Genomic DNA, 15,882 nt, shown 5'->3' on the forward strand with positions numbered 1-15,882 from the left:
CATGAGCCTGAGGATCGCAGACCTCTTCTCCGTCGCCGGCAAGACGGTCGTCGTCACCGGCGGCAGCCGCGGCATCGGCGAGATGATCGCCCGCGCCTATGTGGAAAATGGCGCCAAGGTCATCCTCTCCAGCCGCAAGGCCGCCGATGTCGAGGCGCTGGCAGGCCAACTCGGCAGCGCCGCCACCCCGATCCCCGCCGACCTCTCGCAAATGGCCGAGATCGAGCGGTTCGCCGCCGAAGTCGCCAAGGTCACCGACAAGGTGCATGTCCTCTTCAACAACGCCGGCGCCTCCTGGGGGGCGGGCTTCGACGAATTCCCGGAAATCGGCTGGGACAAGATCATGGACATCAACCTGAAGTCCGTATTCTTCCTCTCGCAGAAGCTGATCCACCTGCTGGAAGCCGCCGCCACGCCCGAAGACAACGCCCGCATCGTCAACATCGGCTCGATCGACGGCCAGCACGTTTCCCCGATCGAGACCTACAGCTACGCCGCCTCCAAGGCCGGCGTGCTGCACCTGACCCGGATGATGGCCAGGAACCTCGCCCCCCGGAACATCCAGGTCAACGCCATCGCGCCGGGCTATTTCCCCTCGAAAATGACCGCCGGAATAGCCGACGAAATCAACAACAACGCCCTCAAAACCACCCCCATGGCCCGCTGGGGCACGCCCGAAGACATGGCCGGCGTCGCCCTCTTCCTCGGCTCCAAAGCCTCCGCCTACCTCTGCGGTGCCACGGTGACCGCCGACGGCGGCTACGCGACGACGGCGTGAATGGAGAACGCAGGGGCTCTGCCCCTGCACCCCGCAAGGGGCGTGACGCCCCTTGACCCCTTTAAGTTTGCAGAAGAGCCCCCCGGGACCGACAGCTGTGCACGCACGTCGGGCTTCGGGGGGCTCTTCTGCAAACTTATGGAGGTGCAGGAGGGTCACCCTCCTGCTGGGGGTCCAGGGGGCAAAGCCCCCTGGCCTTCTCCCTCACCCCGCCGGCCAGTTGCCGGCGCGGGCGACCAGCGAGGGCATGGGGCGGCCGAGGAGGGGTTCGAACCAGTGGTTGGCTTGGATCAGCTGATCGAGGTCCAGGCCGGTTTCGATGCCGGAGCGGTCGAGGAGATAGACCAGTTCCTCGGTGGCGATGTTGCCGGTGGCCTTGGGGGCGAAGGGGCAGCCGCCCAGCCCGCCGAGGCTGGAGTCGAGGGTTGTGACCCCGGAGTTGCAGGCCGCCCAGGCGTTGGCGATTCCGGTGCCGCGGGTGTTGTGGAAATGCGCGCGCAGGCGGACGCCGGGGGCGGCTTCGCGCACCTTGCCGAACAGCTCTTCCACCTGCGCGGGAACCGCCACGCCGATGGTATCGGCGAGCGCGATCTCGACTGCGCCGGCTTCCGCCATTTCTCGCGCGACGCGCACCACCGTTTCGGGCGGGACCGGGCCTTCGAACGGGCAGCCGAAGGCGGCGGAGATGGTCACCTGCGGCACCAGCCCGCCTTCCTTCGCCAGCCGCAGCATGGCGCGGTTTTCGGCTATGCCTTCCTCGATCGTCTGGCCCTGGTTGCGCTGGCCGAAGCTGTCGGAGGCGACGACGACGCAGCCGGCCTCGTCCACGCCGCGCCTGCCGCCGTCGCGGGTGGCGAGCGCGCGCAGCACGCCGCGCTTGTTGAGGCAGAGGCCGATGTAGGAGACGTCTTTCCGGTCCGGCAGGGCGGCGATCACCGCCTCGCCGTCCGCCATCTGCGGCACGCGGGCGGGGTTCACGAAGCTGGCGACCTCGATGCGCCTCACGCCGGCTGTCAGCAGGCGGCCGATCAGCCCCAGCTTGCCCTCGGTGCCGATCACTTCCTTTTCGTTCTGAAGACCGTCGCGCGCGCCGACCTCGACGATTTCCACGCTGGGCTTCTGTTGCATGCGGCGGCCGATCCTCGCGTTCGCGGCTTGTCTCTCGATACCGCTAACCTCTATGCCCCGGGCCAAGGGTCCGCAAGGCAGGGAATGAGGCAGATAGCATGGCACAGGGCGCGCTGGACGGGCTGCGGCTCATCGAACTGGGGCAGTTGATCGCGGGCCCCTTCTGCGGGCAGCTGATGGCCGACCATGGCTGCGAAGTCATCAAGGTGGAGTCGCCGGCTTCGGCGGATTCGCCGACCGAGGGCGACCCGATGCGCCAGTGGGGGCGCGGCAAGCCGGTGTGGTTCCCGGTGCTGGGGCGCAACAAGAAAACGATCACGCTGAACCTGCGCGACCCGCGCGGGCAGGACCTGCTGAAGCGGCTGGTGAAGAAGTCGGACTTCCTGCTGGAGAATTTCCGCCCCGGCACCCTGGAGAAATGGGGGCTGGGCTATCCGACGCTGGCCGCCGACAACCCCGGCCTCATCATGATCCGCGTGTCCGGCTATGGGCAGACGGGGCCTTATGCGGCGCGCGCCGGCTATGGCTCCATCGGCGAGGCGATGGGGGGGATGCGCAACCTGGCGGGCGAGCCGTCGCTTCCGCCTAGCCGGATCGGGCTTTCGATCGGCGATTCGCTGGCGGCCACCTTCGCCTGCCTCGGTGCCATGATGGCGCTGCACCATCGGGAGCGCACCGGCGAGGGGCAGATTGTCGATTCCGCCATCTATGAATCGGTGCTGGCGATGATGGAATCGACCGTGCCGGAATATACCGAGGCCGGCTTCGTGCGGGAGCGCACCGGCTCCATCCTGCCGGGGATCGCGCCTTCCAACGTCTACCCCTGCGCCGATACCGAGGTGCTGATCGGCGCCAACCAGGACACGATCTTCGCCCGCCTGTGCGACGCGATGGGGACGCCGGCGCTGGCCCGCGACAGGCGCTTTTCCACGCACGAGGCGCGCAGCGAGCGACAGGCGGAACTGGACGAGCTGATCTCGGAATGGACGCGCAAGCGCAGCGCCGCGGACGTGCTGGCGGCGATGGAAGCGAACGGCGTTCCGGCCGGCAGGCTCTTCAAGGCGCCCGACATGCTGGAAGACCCGCATTTCGCCGCCCGCGAGGCCCTGGTGCGGGTGGCGCATCCGGAGTTCGCCAATCTGGTGATGCAGAATGTCTTCCCGAAGCTGAGCGCCACGCCCGGCAAGGTGAACTGGGCCGGGAAGGCGATGGGCGCCAGCAACCAGGATGTCTACCGCGAGCTTCTGAACCTCTCCGACGACGACATCGCCGGGCTTCGCGGCGAAGGGATCATTTGAGAGCCTGATTGCGGGTCGGGGACTCATATTCCCTTCCCCTTCGTCACCCCGGGCTTGACCCGGGGTCCAGCTTTGTCTCTCCAGCGCTGTGCGGGCGAAAAAGCTGGACCCCGGGTCAAGCCCGGGGTGACGGGAAAATATGATCCAATGGCTTGAACAGGTCCCCAAGCCAGCATCCGAGCGCCGATTGTAGGGCGCCGCGCGAACGCCTATGGCAAGGGCCATGGGGACCAAGCTGAACATCGCCGCCGCGCAGCTCAATCCGTCGATGGGCGATCTCGCCGGCAACGCCACCGCCATCCTGAGGGCCCGCGCGGCCACCGCCGCCGACCTCATCGTCACGCCCGAACTTTCGCTGATCGGCTATCCGCCGGAGGATCTGGTGCTGAAGCCGGCGCTCAACGCCGCCTGCATGGTGGAACTGGAGCGGATGGCGGCCGCCACCGCGGACGGCGGCCCGGCGATCCTGGCGGGCACCACCTGGGCGACCGACAAGGGCCTGCACAATGGCTATGCGCTGCTGGAAGGCGGCCGCATCGCCGGCGTCACGCTGAAGCACGACCTGCCCAATTATGGTGTCTTCGATGAGAAGCGGGTGTTCGTGCCCGGCCCGCCACCCGAGCCGATCGAGTTCAGGGGCGTGCGCCTCGGCCTCCCCATCTGCGAGGATATGTGGACGCCCGGCGTCTCGGCGCATCTGAAGCAGCGCGGCGCCGACCTGCTGCTGGTTCCCAACGGCAGCCCCTATGAGCTGGGCAAGGAAGAGCGGCGGCTGGAACTGGCCCGGGCGCGGGCGGCCGAAACCGGGCTTTCGCTCCTCTATGTGAACCGCACCGGCGGGCAGGACGAACTGGTGTTCGATGGCGGCAGCTTCGCCTTGAACCCCGATGGCGAGCAGGTCGCCCGCCTGCCGGACTGGGATGAAAGCGTCGTGCCGCTCGTCTGGCAGAAGGGCGCGGGCTTCGCCCAGTCCACTCGCCACATGCCCGACAGCTATGAGGAGGAAATCTACCACGCCATGCTGGTGGGCCTGCGCGACTATGTGGCGCGCAACCGCTTTCCGGGCGTGGTGCTGGGGCTTTCGGGCGGGATCGACAGCGCGCTGGCGGCGGCCGTCGCGGTGGATGCGCTGGGGGCGGACAAGGTCTGGTGCGTGATGCTCCCCAGCCGCTTCACCGGCCGCGAGAGCCTGGACGACGCCGCCATGTGCGCCCGCCTGCTGGGCGTGCGGCTGGACAATATCCCGATCGAGCCCGCCGTCACGGCGATGGAAATGATGCTGGCCGGCCAGTTCGCCGGCACCCCGCGCGACACCGCCGAGGAAAACGCCCAGTCCCGCCTCAGGATGGTGACCTTGATGGGGCTGTCCAACAAGTTCGGCCATATGCTGCTGACGACGGGCAACAAGAGCGAGCTGTCCGTCGGCTATGCCACCATCTATGGCGACATGGCGGGCGGTTACAATGTGCTGAAGGACGCCTACAAGACCACGGTGTTCCGCCTTTCCCGCTGGCGCAACCGCCAGCGCCCGCGCCTCGGGCTGGGGCCGGAGGGGGCGGTGATGCCCGAGCGCGTCATCACCAAGCCGCCGACCGCCGAACTGCGCGAGAACCAGCGCGACGACGACAGCCTGCCGCCCTATGACGTGCTGGACCCGATCCTGCACGCGCTGGTGGAAGAGGAACTCGCCACCGCCGACATCGTCGCGCGCGGCGTCGCCGACCTGGAGACGGTGAAGCGGATCGAGCGGCTGCTCTACATCGCCGAATACAAGCGCCGGCAGGCGCCTCCGGGGGTGAAGATCGGCCCGAGGAACTTCGGGCGGGACCGGCGCTACCCGATCACCAACGCCTTCCGCACTGGAATCTGAAGGACTTCGCGCCCGATAGCGGGAAAAGGGGCCGCCGGCCTCCCGGCCGACGACCCCTTCTCGATCCGCCCCCCGGCGGTGGCGGAGGCATGGCCTCCGCCATGACGAAAGCCCCTAGAAGTCGACGGTCGCCGACAGCCACAGGCGACGGCCGTCCTGGTTGATGGAATAGGCCGGCGTGTAGACCGTGTTCGCGCCGCTCTGATACGGCACATAGACGGCATAATCGGTGTCGAGGATATTGTAGATCGCGGCCGAAAGGCTGAACTTCCGGTCGATCCGCACCGTGCCGCCCAGGTGGAAGACTTCATAGCTGCGGAAGTCGCCCACCGCATTCTGCTGCGCGTTGTCGCCCCGCCAGCGGCTGGAACGGACTTCGGCTCGAGCCCAGACGCTGCCCGCCTCGCTGATGTTCCAGCGCAGATTGCCGTTCAGCATGTGTTCCGGCGTGCCGATCAGCGGCATGCCTTCCTGCGGCCCGCTCAACTGCTCGCTGTCGGTATAGGTATAGTTCACCCCCAGGCTGATGGCCGGCGTGAAGCGGATTCGCGTGCCCACTTCCACCCCGCGCGTGCGGGCCTCGTCGATGTTGATCGACTGGCCGAACAGGTCGACGGCGGGGAACGGCCCGACGTCCAGGCAGCCGGGGCGGTTGGGATTGCCGGCGAACTGGCAGTTGGGGATGCCGGGGCCGCTGGCGATCTTGTCCTTGAACTTGTTGTTGAAGAAAGTGACGTTGCCGCTGATGAAACCATCGGCGTCATAATAGAGGCCGGCTTCATAGGTGGTGCTCTTCTCCGGCTTCAGGCCCGGCGTGCCGATCAGCGGGATGGTGCCCTGCCCGCCGAAGCCGACGATGCCTTCCGCCGTCTGCTCCAGGCGCGGCGTCTTGAAGCCGCTGGAAATCCCGCCCTTCAGCGTCAGCGCGTCGTTGATGTTCCAGACAGCATAGGCACGCGGCGACCAGTGGCTGCCGAAGCTGGAATGGTCGTCGTAGCGCACGCCGCCCGTCAGGCGGAATTGCTCGACGATGGCCCAGGTGGCTTCGCCGAAGCCCGCCCATTGGGTGAACTTGAAGGGCGCAGGCGCCACTCCGTCGACCATGCGGGCTTTCCAATATTGCCCGCCGACGGTGAAGCCGACCGGCCCCACTTCACCCGCGAAGCGCGAATCGATCACATCGTTGCGCGCCTCCAATATGCGCGGGTCGCCCGCCGTCTTGCCCGGCGTGCCGCGCGGAAGCGTGCGGCCGATGGTTTCCGTGTCGCTGCGGCTGAGCGTGGTGTCGAGGGTGCCGATCCCCGCGCGCCAGCTATGGGCCAGCACATAGTTGGAGCGGTTGAAGCGCTGTTCGTTGGTGTAGCCGCCGCTGATGCCCAGCGTGCCGAGCTGGCCGCGGCTGTTGTCGTAGCGCTGCTGGTTGCGGTCATATTCGAACCAGATGTCGTGGTCCTTGTGCGGGGTCAGTGAAATCCGGCCGCCATAGCTGCCGATGTCGGACTGGACCGGGTTGCGGCCCAGGCTGAGCGCCGGATTGCCGGGGATCGGAATGTCCGACCCGGCGCGGTGGAACAGGCTGCCGCGCAGCGTCAGCCCCACCAGATCCTTCACCACCGGGCCTTGCGCGAAGCCGTTCAGCGACTGGATGTTGCCGAAGCGGTTGTCGAACTGGATGGTGCTTTCGCCGGTGAAGGTGCCCACCCAGCGGTCGCCGACCTTGCGGGTGATGATGTTGACGACGCCGCCCATCGCGTCGGAGCCGTAGAGCGTCGACATCGGGCCGCGCACCACTTCCACCCGCTCGATGGCCGCAAAGGGCGGCAGGAAGCTGGTGGAGGTCTCGCCAAAGCCGTTGGGCGTGACGCTGCCCGGCGTGTTCTGGCGGCGGCCGTCGACCAGGATCAGCGTGTAGTCGCTGGGCATGCCGCGAATGGAGATGTTGAGGCCGCCCGTCTTGCCGGCTTCGCCGCCGACATCCACGCCTTCGATGTTCTGGAGCACTTCCGCCAGGCTGCCGAAGCGGATTTCCGAAAGCTCCTCGCGGCCCACCACGCTGATGCTGGCCGGCGCCTGCGTGATCTTCTGCTCATAACCGGCCGCCGTCACCACGATCACGTCGGACGAGCTCTGGTCCGCGGCATCGGCGGCGAGCGCCGGCTGCGCCAGAAGGCAGGCAAGAGCGAAAAGGCCGGTTTCGGCCAGAAGGCCGGACGCGCGGAAGGGGTTGGCGGTCATTATCTCTCCGAATCTATATTGCGAGGAATTAGCAATATCAATTTGTGCCGGGCTATGCGGAGAAGGCTGCCCCCTGTCAACAGTCAGCCTGTGTTCATAATGCAACAGGTGCCAATGTTTCGACTGTCGTCGTCAGAGTGAAGACATGGTGAAAGGCCCAGCCGGCGGAAGCGGCATTTCGACAATTGGGCTTATGGCTTCACCGCGAATCCAGACGCGACTCTGCTTTCCCCCATGCGGCCATGGGGGGTGGGCAATCTTCAGTCAGATCGGATCTGGCCGCTAGCCGCAGGCTTTTCCCTCGAACCCGGCCGCCGCCTCAGAGCTGGGCGAACGGCTGGGAGAAGGTGTCGCAGATATTCGGATCGCCGCTTTCGAAGCCCTTCGTCAGCCAGCGGATGCGCTGGTCGGCGCTGCCGTGGGTGAAGCTGTCGGGCACGACCCGGCCCTGCATTTGATGCTGCAGCGTGTCGTCGCCGATCGCCTGCGCCGCGCGCACGCCTTCGGCGAAATCGCCGGAATCCAGCAGGTTGCGGTTATGCGCCGCCCATACCCCGGCATAGCAGTCGGCCTGAAGCTCCAGCCGCACGGAAAGCTGGTTGGATTCCGTCTTGCCGGCGCGCTGCTGCGCCTGCGCCACTTTCTGCGAGGTGCCGGTCACCGTCTGCACATGGTGGCCGACTTCATGGGCGATCACATAGGCGGCGGCGAAATCGCCCGGCGCCCCGAACTGGCGGGAAAGCTGGGTGAAGAAGGCGGTGTCCAGATAGACCTTCTGGTCGGCCGGGCAGTAGAATGGCCCGGAGGCGGCCGAAGCCCCGCCGCAGGCCGAGCGGATGGACCCGTCGAACAGCACGAGTTTCGGCGCCGGATAACGCTGGCCGGACGCCGCGAAGATCTTGCCCCAACTGTCTTCGGTGGTGGCCAGCACCTTGGCGACGAAGCTGTCGGTGGAATTCTGGATCTGGCCGGGCGAGGCCGTGCCGGGCGCCCCGGCGGACTCCGCGGTCACCTGCGGCGTCGGGGGCGCCGCCGTCTGCATCGAGCCCATGCAATTGAACAGCAGCACCGCCCCGATCACCACGACGATGCCGACGATTCCGAATCGCGAGCCGATGAGCGGCAGGAATATGCCGAGCAGGCTGCCCAGCCCGCCGCCCATGCCGCCAGCCTGCTGCCCACCGCCGCCCCAGCCGAAACCGCCTTCGCCCCGGCGATTCTCGATGTTGCTGCTTTCCCGCTGATCGTCGAGCCGCATTCCAGTCCCCTGTTCCCCGATGGAGTCCATTTACCCGCGCGGACGATAGGGCAGTTCCTCGCCCGATGCGAGCAAAAGGGGCGGTCCGTCGCACGACCGGACCCCTTGGCCTTGTGTCCGGCACCGCCTCTGGGCGAAACTTTCGGGAAGATATGTCGTTCTGGAAATGGGAGAAGCGGATGCGCAAGCTGGCAATGGCCTCGTTGGTGGGATTGGCGGCGATCGCGGCGCCGGCATGCGCCGCGCCGCCGGTCGTCGCGTTCGAAGTGCCGGCGGAACCGGGAATCGCCACCGAAGTCTGGGCGACGGGGCTCAACAAGCCCTGGGGCATCGTCTGGCTGCCGGATGGCCGCGCCCTCGTGTCGGAAAAGGGCGGCACGCTGCGCATCCTCGGCCGGGACGGCAAGGCGGGCCAACCGCTCGCCGGCGTGCCGGCGGTGGGCGCAGTCGGGCAAGGCGGCCTGCTGGACGTGTCGCTCCACCCGGATTTCGCGACGAACGGCTTCGTCTATCTCGCCCACAGCGTCGGCGATTCGAAGGCTAACCGGACAGTGCTTTCGCGCGGGAAACTGCAAGGCAATGCGCTGGTCGACGTGAAGGAACTGATGCGCAACCCGACGGCGAAATCGGGCGGCGCGCACTTCGGCTCCCGCCTGCTCTGGCTGCCGGACGGAACGCTGCTGATGAGCATCGGCGACGGCGGCAACCCCAATATCCAGCTGGATGGCCAGCCGATCCGCAACAACGCGCAGGACCCGAAAGCCTATTTCGGCAAGCTGCTGCGGATGACGGCCGAGGGTAGGCCGGCGCCCGGCAATCCGACCGAGGGCAAGCAGAAGGGGCAGTGGGATGGCCGGGTGTGGAGCATCGGCCACCGCAACATCCAGGGCCTGGCCCTCGATTTGAAGACCGGCGGCATCTGGGCCACCGAACATGGCGCGCGCGGCGGCGACGAATTGAACCGGATGGTGGCGGGCGGCAATTATGGCTGGCCGCTGGTGACCCACAGCCTGGAATATTCCGGCCAGCCCATCACGAAGGAACGTTCGCGCCCCGGCTTCCGCGATCCGGTATCGGTATGGACTCCCTCGATCGCCGCCTCCGGCCTCGGCGTCTATCGCGGGAGGGCAATCCCCTCGCTTGACGGCGCCATCCTCGCCGGCGGCCTGATGAGCCAGGATGTGCGGGTGGTGCGCATCGGCGCCAACGGCGTGCCGCTTCCCGAGAAGCGGGTGGTGATCGGCGCCCGCGTGCGCGATGTGGCGGTGGGGCCGGACGGGCTCGTCTATGTGCTGACGGACGAGGACGCCGGCCGCATCATCCGGCTGAAAGCCAGCCGCTGAGCGCGGGCCAGCCGCTTCGGGTGACGTAAAGGCCGGTTGCGATCACCGCGAAGGCGAAGATGCGGGAAAGCCGATTCTTCGCGCCGGCCAGATGCCGGCCGAGGCGGGCGCCCAGAAAGGCGCCTGCACCGCCGCCCGCCACCAGCAGAGCGGTCAGCGCCCAGTCCACATGGCCGGCGAGCGCATAGCTGAGCGCCGTCGTCGCCCCCAGCGCGAAGACCGCGACCAGCGAGGTGCCCACCGCGAAACCGATGGGCATGGCCGTCGCCAGCATCAGCGCCGGCACGATCAGGAAGCCGCCGCCGATGCCGAAGAAACCGGCGAAAAGTCCGGCCAGGAAGCCCAGCGGCAGCAACCGGGGCAGCAGGCTGGCGGCGCTGGCCCGCGTCAGCCGCACGTCCGGGTCCGGCGCGGAACGGCGCGGGCGGAGCATCGAAAGCCCCACCGCCACCATCAGCAGCCCGAACAGCGCCAGCAGCAGATCCGGGTCCGTCGCCTTGCCCAGCCGGGCGCCGATCCAGGCGCCGAGGCTGCCGGCCGCCGCGAACACCAGCGCGCAATTCCACTTCACCGTGCCGGCCCGCGCATGCCCCGCCAGCCCCATCAGCGCCGACAGCGATACAGCCACCGCCGCCGTGCCGATCGCCGCATGCGCATCCGCCACGCCCACGACATAGACGAGCAGCGGAACGGCGACGATGGAGCCGCCCGCGCCGATCAGCCCCAGGATGAGGCCGATCACCGCACCGGCAGCCAGCGCCAGCGGCACAAGGCCAAATATTGGGCCAGCTATTGGGCCAGGCATTAAAACAGGCATCAGGCGGTCGCACGGTTCCAGGGCATCCGCTTCAGCAGCCGCGCCAGCCCGCACCAGCCGCTGAGCCCGGCGAAAGCAAGGCCCGCGCCCACGAAGGCCGACAGGCCGAAGAAGCCGGGACTGACCAGCAGGCCGAGGGCGATGCCTGCCAGCACCAGGCTTCCGGCCACGATCTGCACCTGCCGCATCAGGTCTATCGGCCGGCTGCGATCCAGCGCCACGGGGCCGCCGGCCTCGCGCCAGGCCGTCAGGCCGCCGTCCAGGATCCAGGCGTCCGGCCCCACTCTGCCGGCAATTTCGACGGCGCAGGCCGCCGTCCGCCCGCCCGAGCGGCAGGTGAACACAAGGTCTCCGCCCGGAAGGGCGGCGGATGCCAGCTTTTCCTGCGGAATGTTGAGGCTGCCCGGCACATGCTCGCGGCGGAATTCCGCTTCCGTCCGGATATCGATGAGGCGCGCGCCGGACTCCAGCAGGCGCCTGGCTTCCGATGCGGAAATAAGGGTGGGCATGATCTTGACCTTTATATTAGGAAAACCTAATTTAACTGCCACCGACAGGAAGGTCAAGGAGTCGCCCATGCCCACCCCTGCCATTCACGCTTTCTTCGACGAACCCACCAACACCATCAGCTACCTGGTCGCGGACCCGGACTCGCGGGAGGCCGCGATCATCGACTCCGTGCTCGATTTCGACCAGCCCTCCGGCCGGATCGGCACCGGGTCGGCGGACGCCATCCTGCAAAAGGCCGCCGAAAAGGGCTTCGGCATTCGCTGGATACTGGAAACCCACGCCCATGCGGACCATCTGTCCGCCGCCGGCTATCTGAAGGCGAAGACGGGGGCGCCGATCGCGATCGGCGGCGCCATCGGCGAGGTGCAGGCGATCTTCCGGCCGCAGTTCGCCATCGAGGGGCGCAAGTCCGGCGAAGGTTTCGATCGCCTGCTGTCGGACGGCGAGCGCATGCCGCTGGGGCAGTTCGAGTTCGAGGTGATCGCAACGCCGGGCCACACCCCCGCCTGCGTCAGCTACCGGATCACCGATGCGGTGTTCGTGGGCGACACCTTGTTCATGCCCGACTATGGCACCGCCCGCGCGGATTTCCCCGGCGGCGATGCCGCCGCCCTCTACCGCTCGATCCGCAGGCTGCTGGCCCTGCCGCCGGAGACCCGGCTCTTCACCTGCCATGATTACAAGGCTCCCGGCCGCAACGAATATGCCTGGGAAACCACCGTCGCCGAGCAGCGCGCCCGCAATGTGCATGTGCACGACGGCGTCGACGAAGCCGGCTTCGTCGCCATGCGCCGCAGCCGCGACACCACCCTGAGCGCCCCGAAGCTGATCCTGCCCTCGCTGCAGGTGAATGTGGAGGGCGGCCGCCTGCCCGAGCCGGGAAGCGGAGGGGTTCGCCGCCTGGCTCTGCCGCTTTGCCTGCCGGACGGCTATCGGCAGGCGTGAAAGATAGCGAGTTTTCCCCGGTTTACGTGTAGGAGATAATATCGCAGGCTTCCGCCGATGGATCCTGTGCGCAACCCCTTCGCCCCCGGGGCCGGCCGCCGGAACTCGCCGGCCGCGACGAGGTGCTGGAACGCGCAGCCATCGCGCTGGACCGGATCGCCGGGGGGCGGCCGGCGCGCAGCTTCATCCTCTATGGGCTGCGCGGCACGGGCAAGACCGTGCTTCTGGGCCAGATCCGGCAGGATGCCGAGCGGCGCGGATTGCAGGCCGTGCGGCTGGAGGCGCCGGAAGGCCGATCGCTCCCCGCCCTGCTCGCCCCCTCGCTGCGGGCGATGCTTCTGAAGCTGGACCGGATGGAATCGGCGAAAGCCGGGGCGCAGAAGGCCCTGCGGGCGCTGGCGAGCTTCGCCAAGCTGAAGCTGAGCTTCCACGACATCGAAGTGACGATCGACGCCGAGCCGGAAAAGGGCCTTGCCGACTCCGGCGACCTGGAGCTCGACCTGACCGAGCTTTTCACCACCATCGGCGAAGCCGCCCGGGAACGGGGGACGGCCGTGGTTCTGGCCGTCGACGAGCTGCAATATGTGAAGGAGGCGGAGCTGGCGGCGCTGATCTCCGCGCTGCACGCCGTCGCCCAGGCGCAACTGCCGATGGCGATGGTGGCGGCCGGGCTGCCGCAGCTTCTGGGGCGGATGGGGCGGGCGAAAAGCTATGCCGAGCGGTTGTTCGAATATGTGCAGGTGGGGGCGCTGGACCCCGGCGCCGCGCGCAACGCCCTCGTCATCCCCATCGAGCGGGAGGGCGAGGAAATCGAAAAGGCCGCCGTCGACGCCATCGTGCACCAGACGCAGGGCTATCCCTATTTTTTGCAGGAATGGGGCAAGCACGCCTGGGATCTGGCCTTCTGTTCGCCGATCACCCTGCAGGATGTGGCCAACGCCACGGTGACGGCGGTGGCGGAACTGGACTCCAGCTTCTTCCGCGTGCGCTACGACCGGCTGACCCCGGCGGAGAAGCGCTACATGCGAGCCATGGCGGAACTCGGCCCCGGCCCGCACCGCTCCGGCGACATCGCCGAGCTTCTGGGCAAGCAGGTGACGCAACTGGCCCCCATCCGCAACAGCCTCATCAAGAAGGGGATGCTGCACTCCCCCGCGCATGGGGATACCGCCTTCACCGTGCCGATGTTCGACAGCTTCATGAAGCGGATCATGCCGGAACGGGGCTGAGCCTCCGACTCCGGCCTGTCACAAATCTGTTATATGCGAACCGTCATGCTCGATGCCCGAAAATCCTTCCGCGCCGACGACCCGATGCGGGCGCTGGGGCTCCGCCAGCCGGCGCCGCCGGCGGTGGACGACCACCAGCGCGAGCGGATCGCCGCCCGCCTGCTTTCGGGCGACACTCAGGATTCCATCCTTGCCGACCTGGTGCGCGAAGGCGTGCCGCTGGCGCCTGCAAAGGCGGAAATCGAAGCCGCCGCCCAACACCCCTATCTGAAGGGCGCGGCGCTGTTGCAGGCGCGGCTCTCGAAGCGGGACTGGCTGCTGGAATCCCGCGCGAAGCTGGAGCGCGCGGGCAGCGGCGGGATTCCCGTGCGCGACCGGCTGCCGGCGGAAGATTTCTTCGCGGAGCATTACAACCGCCTCTCCCCGGTGGTGCTGACCGGCCTGACGGAGCATTGGCCGGGGCGGCAATGGACGCTGGAGTCCTTGGCCGCCAAAGTCGGCAATCCGGAAATCGAAGTGCAGATGGAGCGCGAGGCGGACCGCGACTTCGAGCTGAACTCCATCGCCCACAAGCGGCGGATGCGCTGGCACGAGATTCTGGCGCTGCTGGCCGAAGACCCGGACACCAACGATTTCTATGTGACGGCGAACAACAGCGGCCTGAACCGCAAGGCGCTGGACCCGCTGTGGCGCGATGTCGGCGACCTGCCCGGGTATCTCGGGAAAAGCCGGCTGGGGGACGGCTTCTTCTGGATGGGGCCGCGCGGCACCGTCACCCCCTGGCACCACGACCTGACGCAGAACCTGCTGGTGAACATGGTGGGCACCAAGCGCGTGGCGCTGGTCTCGCCTGCCGAAACGCACCGCATGCGCAACCACCGCCACTGCTTCAGCCGCTTCGGCGCCGATGCCACCCTGTCGGACGTGCCGGCAAACGAACGGCCACGCATCTTCACTGTCGACATCGGCCCGGGCGACATCCTCTTCATCCCGGTCGGCTGGTGGCATCATGTGTCGGGGCTGTCGCTCACCATCGGCATGAGCTTCATCAACTTCGTCTGGGACAATGACTTCACCAGCTTCTACCGCAGCGAAGGGGCGCTCTGATCGCGGCGATCAGCCGCCGACGGCCTCCACCGCCGGCAGCCGCCATTCGCCCTTCAGGATAGGGTCTTCCGGCAGATAGGCCCGGAAGATCAGCGTGAACGGCCCCCTGGCCGGTGCCGGCAGCCAGTTCGCACCTTCGCCGGGATCGACCGCCGCGATCGTCAGCGTCAGGCTGCCGTCGGCATTCCGCACCAGCCCCGGTGTGCGATTGCCCACGGCGTAGCGGTCGATCGGATTGTCCACATAGAAAAGCCGCCCGTCGGGCAGCCGCTCATAGAGGGAAAGGCTCCAGAAGGCCCTGGCCGGCACGTTCGCCGGCACCGTCAGCCGGTAGCGCTTGCGTCCGTCGAATTCCCGCCCCTGCCTGTCGATCGCCGCCGACCAATAGATCGCTTCCTCGGCCGGAAGCGCGCCGAGCCCGGCAAGCGCCACCGCGGCGCGCAGCGCGTCGCTGGCTTCCGCCGTGCCGATTCCGGGCGGCGTTTGCGACCAGCCGTCCCCCGTGGAGCGCAGGCCATGGAACAGGCCCTTCTCGATCCGCTGGAACAGGCGCGGCAGCAGCAGACGCCACAGCCATTGCCGCCAGACGGGCAGCTTCTCGAAGGCGTCCGCGCCTTGCCCATAGCCCGTCGCCGCCAGCTCGGGCGCCTTCAGCGCCGGGCTTTGCGCCACGATCGGGTTCACCACGCGCAGCAGCGTCGCCGGGTCTGGCTGCACCGGCAGCACCGCAACGGCCTGTGGCCCGCCAGGGCCGGCTTCCAGCGCCTCGAGAACGAAGCCCTGCTGCGCGGCCCGGGCCGCTTCCAGATCGGCCGGCCCGTCCACCAGCGTGCGCACCAGAAGCCAGGCCTCGGGCGATGGGATCCGGAACCGCCGCGCGCCTTCTGCGTCGGCCTCCGGTTCGTCACCGAAATACAGGGAAATCTCGCCGCCCTCGCCGCCATCCCGGGTGCCGACGATCACCACATTGTCGGTGCGGGCGTCCATCACCGCCACCGAATGGTAGCGATCCGGCAAGGCCGGCACCTTCAGCGTGACCGGGCCGGCCGACAGGTCGAGAAAGGCGGAGGAATATAATGTGTCGTTGTTGGGCGTCGTCACGCTACGGTCGCGCGGGCCGGCGAGATCGGGCCGATGCAGCAAGCGGTTGGAGCCGTTCACCCCTTCATGTGCGAATCGCGCCAACTGGCCGTTGCGGACGCGGGCGAGGCTATAGGCCGGATAGGCCTTCAGCGCAGCCTCGGTCGTCTGCGCGAGCGGTGCGCGCAACCAGAGCACGAAGCCGCCGAGCAGCAGGGCGAGGAACAGGAGGGTGACGAGAAGTTTGCGCATGGGCTGGAATTGTGCGCGCTTTCCAGCGCCAT

At 67.8% G+C, this 15,882-nt stretch carries 13 protein-coding genes; 7 read left to right on the forward strand and 6 right to left on the reverse strand.

Going from position 1 to position 15,882, the window contains the following annotated elements; genetic code table 11:
- The first annotated feature begins 1 nt into the window (after position 1).
- Complete coding sequence (locus tag L6Q21_RS00445) at positions 2-778, forward strand: SDR family oxidoreductase (RefSeq protein ID WP_237828412.1); 777 nt, start codon at positions 2-4, stop codon at positions 776-778.
- Between the two features lie 204 nt (positions 779-982).
- Here L6Q21_RS00445 and L6Q21_RS00450 read toward each other — a convergent pair whose 3' ends face one another.
- Positions 983-1,906: a hydroxymethylglutaryl-CoA lyase gene (locus L6Q21_RS00450; protein WP_237828413.1), complete on the reverse strand. Its 924-nt coding sequence runs from the start codon at positions 1,904-1,906 to the stop codon at positions 983-985.
- A gap of 98 nt (positions 1,907-2,004) precedes the next feature.
- Between L6Q21_RS00450 and L6Q21_RS00455 the strand changes: the two genes are divergently transcribed.
- Both L6Q21_RS00455 and L6Q21_RS00460 read left to right on the forward strand, forming a co-directional pair.
- Positions 2,005-3,204: a CaiB/BaiF CoA transferase family protein gene (locus tag L6Q21_RS00455; RefSeq protein ID WP_237828415.1), complete on the forward strand. Its 1,200-nt coding sequence runs from the start codon at positions 2,005-2,007 to the stop codon at positions 3,202-3,204.
- A gap of 223 nt (positions 3,205-3,427) precedes the next feature.
- Positions 3,428-5,074: an NAD+ synthase gene (locus L6Q21_RS00460; protein ID WP_237828418.1), complete on the forward strand. Its 1,647-nt coding sequence runs from the start codon at positions 3,428-3,430 to the stop codon at positions 5,072-5,074.
- 114 nt (positions 5,075-5,188) lie between these two features.
- On the opposite strand, the gene L6Q21_RS00465 is transcribed toward L6Q21_RS00460, so the two are convergent.
- Positions 5,189-7,309: a TonB-dependent receptor domain-containing protein gene (locus tag L6Q21_RS00465; RefSeq protein ID WP_237828420.1), complete on the reverse strand. Its 2,121-nt coding sequence runs from the start codon at positions 7,307-7,309 to the stop codon at positions 5,189-5,191.
- Positions 7,310-7,628: 319 nt separating this feature from the next.
- Entirely contained in the window at positions 7,629-8,567 is a 939-nt protein-coding gene (gene ypfJ, locus L6Q21_RS00470) for a KPN_02809 family neutral zinc metallopeptidase (protein ID WP_237828421.1), read from the reverse strand.
- A 152-nt stretch (positions 8,568-8,719) separates the two neighbouring features.
- Between ypfJ and L6Q21_RS00475 the strand changes: the two genes are divergently transcribed.
- Positions 8,720-9,910: a PQQ-dependent sugar dehydrogenase gene (locus L6Q21_RS00475; RefSeq protein WP_237828422.1), complete on the forward strand. Its 1,191-nt coding sequence runs from the start codon at positions 8,720-8,722 to the stop codon at positions 9,908-9,910.
- On the opposite strand, the gene L6Q21_RS00480 is transcribed toward L6Q21_RS00475, so the two are convergent.
- Positions 9,885-10,679, reverse strand: a complete 795-nt coding sequence (locus tag L6Q21_RS00480) for a sulfite exporter TauE/SafE family protein (RefSeq protein WP_418895787.1) — start codon at positions 10,677-10,679, stop codon at positions 9,885-9,887. The genes L6Q21_RS00475 and L6Q21_RS00480 overlap by 26 nt on opposite strands.
- A 47-nt stretch (positions 10,680-10,726) precedes the next feature.
- On the reverse strand, positions 10,727-11,236 hold the full coding sequence (locus L6Q21_RS00485) for a rhodanese-like domain-containing protein (protein WP_237828425.1): 510 nt from the start codon (positions 11,234-11,236) through the stop codon (positions 10,727-10,729).
- 67 nt (positions 11,237-11,303) lie between these two features.
- On the opposite strand from L6Q21_RS00485, the gene L6Q21_RS00490 reads away from it, so the two are divergent.
- The 3 genes from L6Q21_RS00490 to L6Q21_RS00500 all read left to right on the forward strand — a co-directional run bounded on the left by L6Q21_RS00490 (position 11,304) and on the right by L6Q21_RS00500 (position 14,518).
- Entirely contained in the window at positions 11,304-12,182 is an 879-nt protein-coding gene (locus tag L6Q21_RS00490) for an MBL fold metallo-hydrolase (protein ID WP_237828427.1), read from the forward strand.
- A 122-nt stretch (positions 12,183-12,304) separates the two neighbouring features.
- Positions 12,305-13,411: an ATP-binding protein gene (locus L6Q21_RS00495; RefSeq protein WP_237828429.1), complete on the forward strand. Its 1,107-nt coding sequence runs from the start codon at positions 12,305-12,307 to the stop codon at positions 13,409-13,411.
- A 33-nt stretch (positions 13,412-13,444) separates the two neighbouring features.
- Positions 13,445-14,518 carry a cupin-like domain-containing protein gene (locus L6Q21_RS00500; protein ID WP_237828431.1) on the forward strand — a complete coding sequence of 358 codons (1,074 nt, stop codon included), beginning with the start codon at positions 13,445-13,447 and terminating at the stop codon, positions 14,516-14,518.
- A 9-nt stretch (positions 14,519-14,527) separates the two neighbouring features.
- Here L6Q21_RS00500 and L6Q21_RS00505 read toward each other — a convergent pair whose 3' ends face one another.
- The gene (locus L6Q21_RS00505; RefSeq protein ID WP_237828433.1) at positions 14,528-15,850 is read right to left on the reverse strand and encodes a DUF1254 domain-containing protein; all 1,323 of its coding nucleotides are present in this window, start codon (positions 15,848-15,850) and stop codon (positions 14,528-14,530) included.
- Positions 15,851-15,882 lie beyond the last annotated feature (32 nt).

The sequence above is a fragment of the Sandaracinobacteroides sayramensis genome (assembly GCF_022014495.1).
GTDB lineage: Bacteria > Pseudomonadota > Alphaproteobacteria > Sphingomonadales > Sphingomonadaceae > Sandaracinobacteroides > Sandaracinobacteroides sayramense.

Bases quoted from the DNA above. Each gene is read 5' to 3' on its own strand.
- L6Q21_RS00445 (WP_237828412.1), top strand. From the start codon at position 2: ATGAGCCTGAGGATCGCAGACCTCTTCTCCGTCGCCGGCAAGACGGTC.
- L6Q21_RS00465 (WP_237828420.1), bottom strand. From the start codon at position 7,309: ATGACCGCCAACCCCTTCCGCGCGTCCGGCCTTCTGGCCGAAACCGGC.
- L6Q21_RS00485 (WP_237828425.1), bottom strand. From the start codon at position 11,236: ATGCCCACCCTTATTTCCGCATCGGAAGCCAGGCGCCTGCTGGAGTCC.
- L6Q21_RS00475 (WP_237828422.1), top strand. From the start codon at position 8,720: ATGTCGTTCTGGAAATGGGAGAAGCGGATGCGCAAGCTGGCAATGGCC.
- L6Q21_RS00500 (WP_237828431.1), top strand. From the start codon at position 13,445: ATGCGAACCGTCATGCTCGATGCCCGAAAATCCTTCCGCGCCGACGAC.
- L6Q21_RS00460 (WP_237828418.1), top strand. From the start codon at position 3,428: ATGGGGACCAAGCTGAACATCGCCGCCGCGCAGCTCAATCCGTCGATG.
- L6Q21_RS00505 (WP_237828433.1), bottom strand. From the start codon at position 15,850: ATGCGCAAACTTCTCGTCACCCTCCTGTTCCTCGCCCTGCTGCTCGGC.
- L6Q21_RS00490 (WP_237828427.1), top strand. From the start codon at position 11,304: ATGCCCACCCCTGCCATTCACGCTTTCTTCGACGAACCCACCAACACC.
- L6Q21_RS00450 (WP_237828413.1), bottom strand. From the start codon at position 1,906: ATGCAACAGAAGCCCAGCGTGGAAATCGTCGAGGTCGGCGCGCGCGAC.
- L6Q21_RS00455 (WP_237828415.1), top strand. From the start codon at position 2,005: ATGGCACAGGGCGCGCTGGACGGGCTGCGGCTCATCGAACTGGGGCAG.
- ypfJ (WP_237828421.1), bottom strand. From the start codon at position 8,567: ATGCGGCTCGACGATCAGCGGGAAAGCAGCAACATCGAGAATCGCCGG.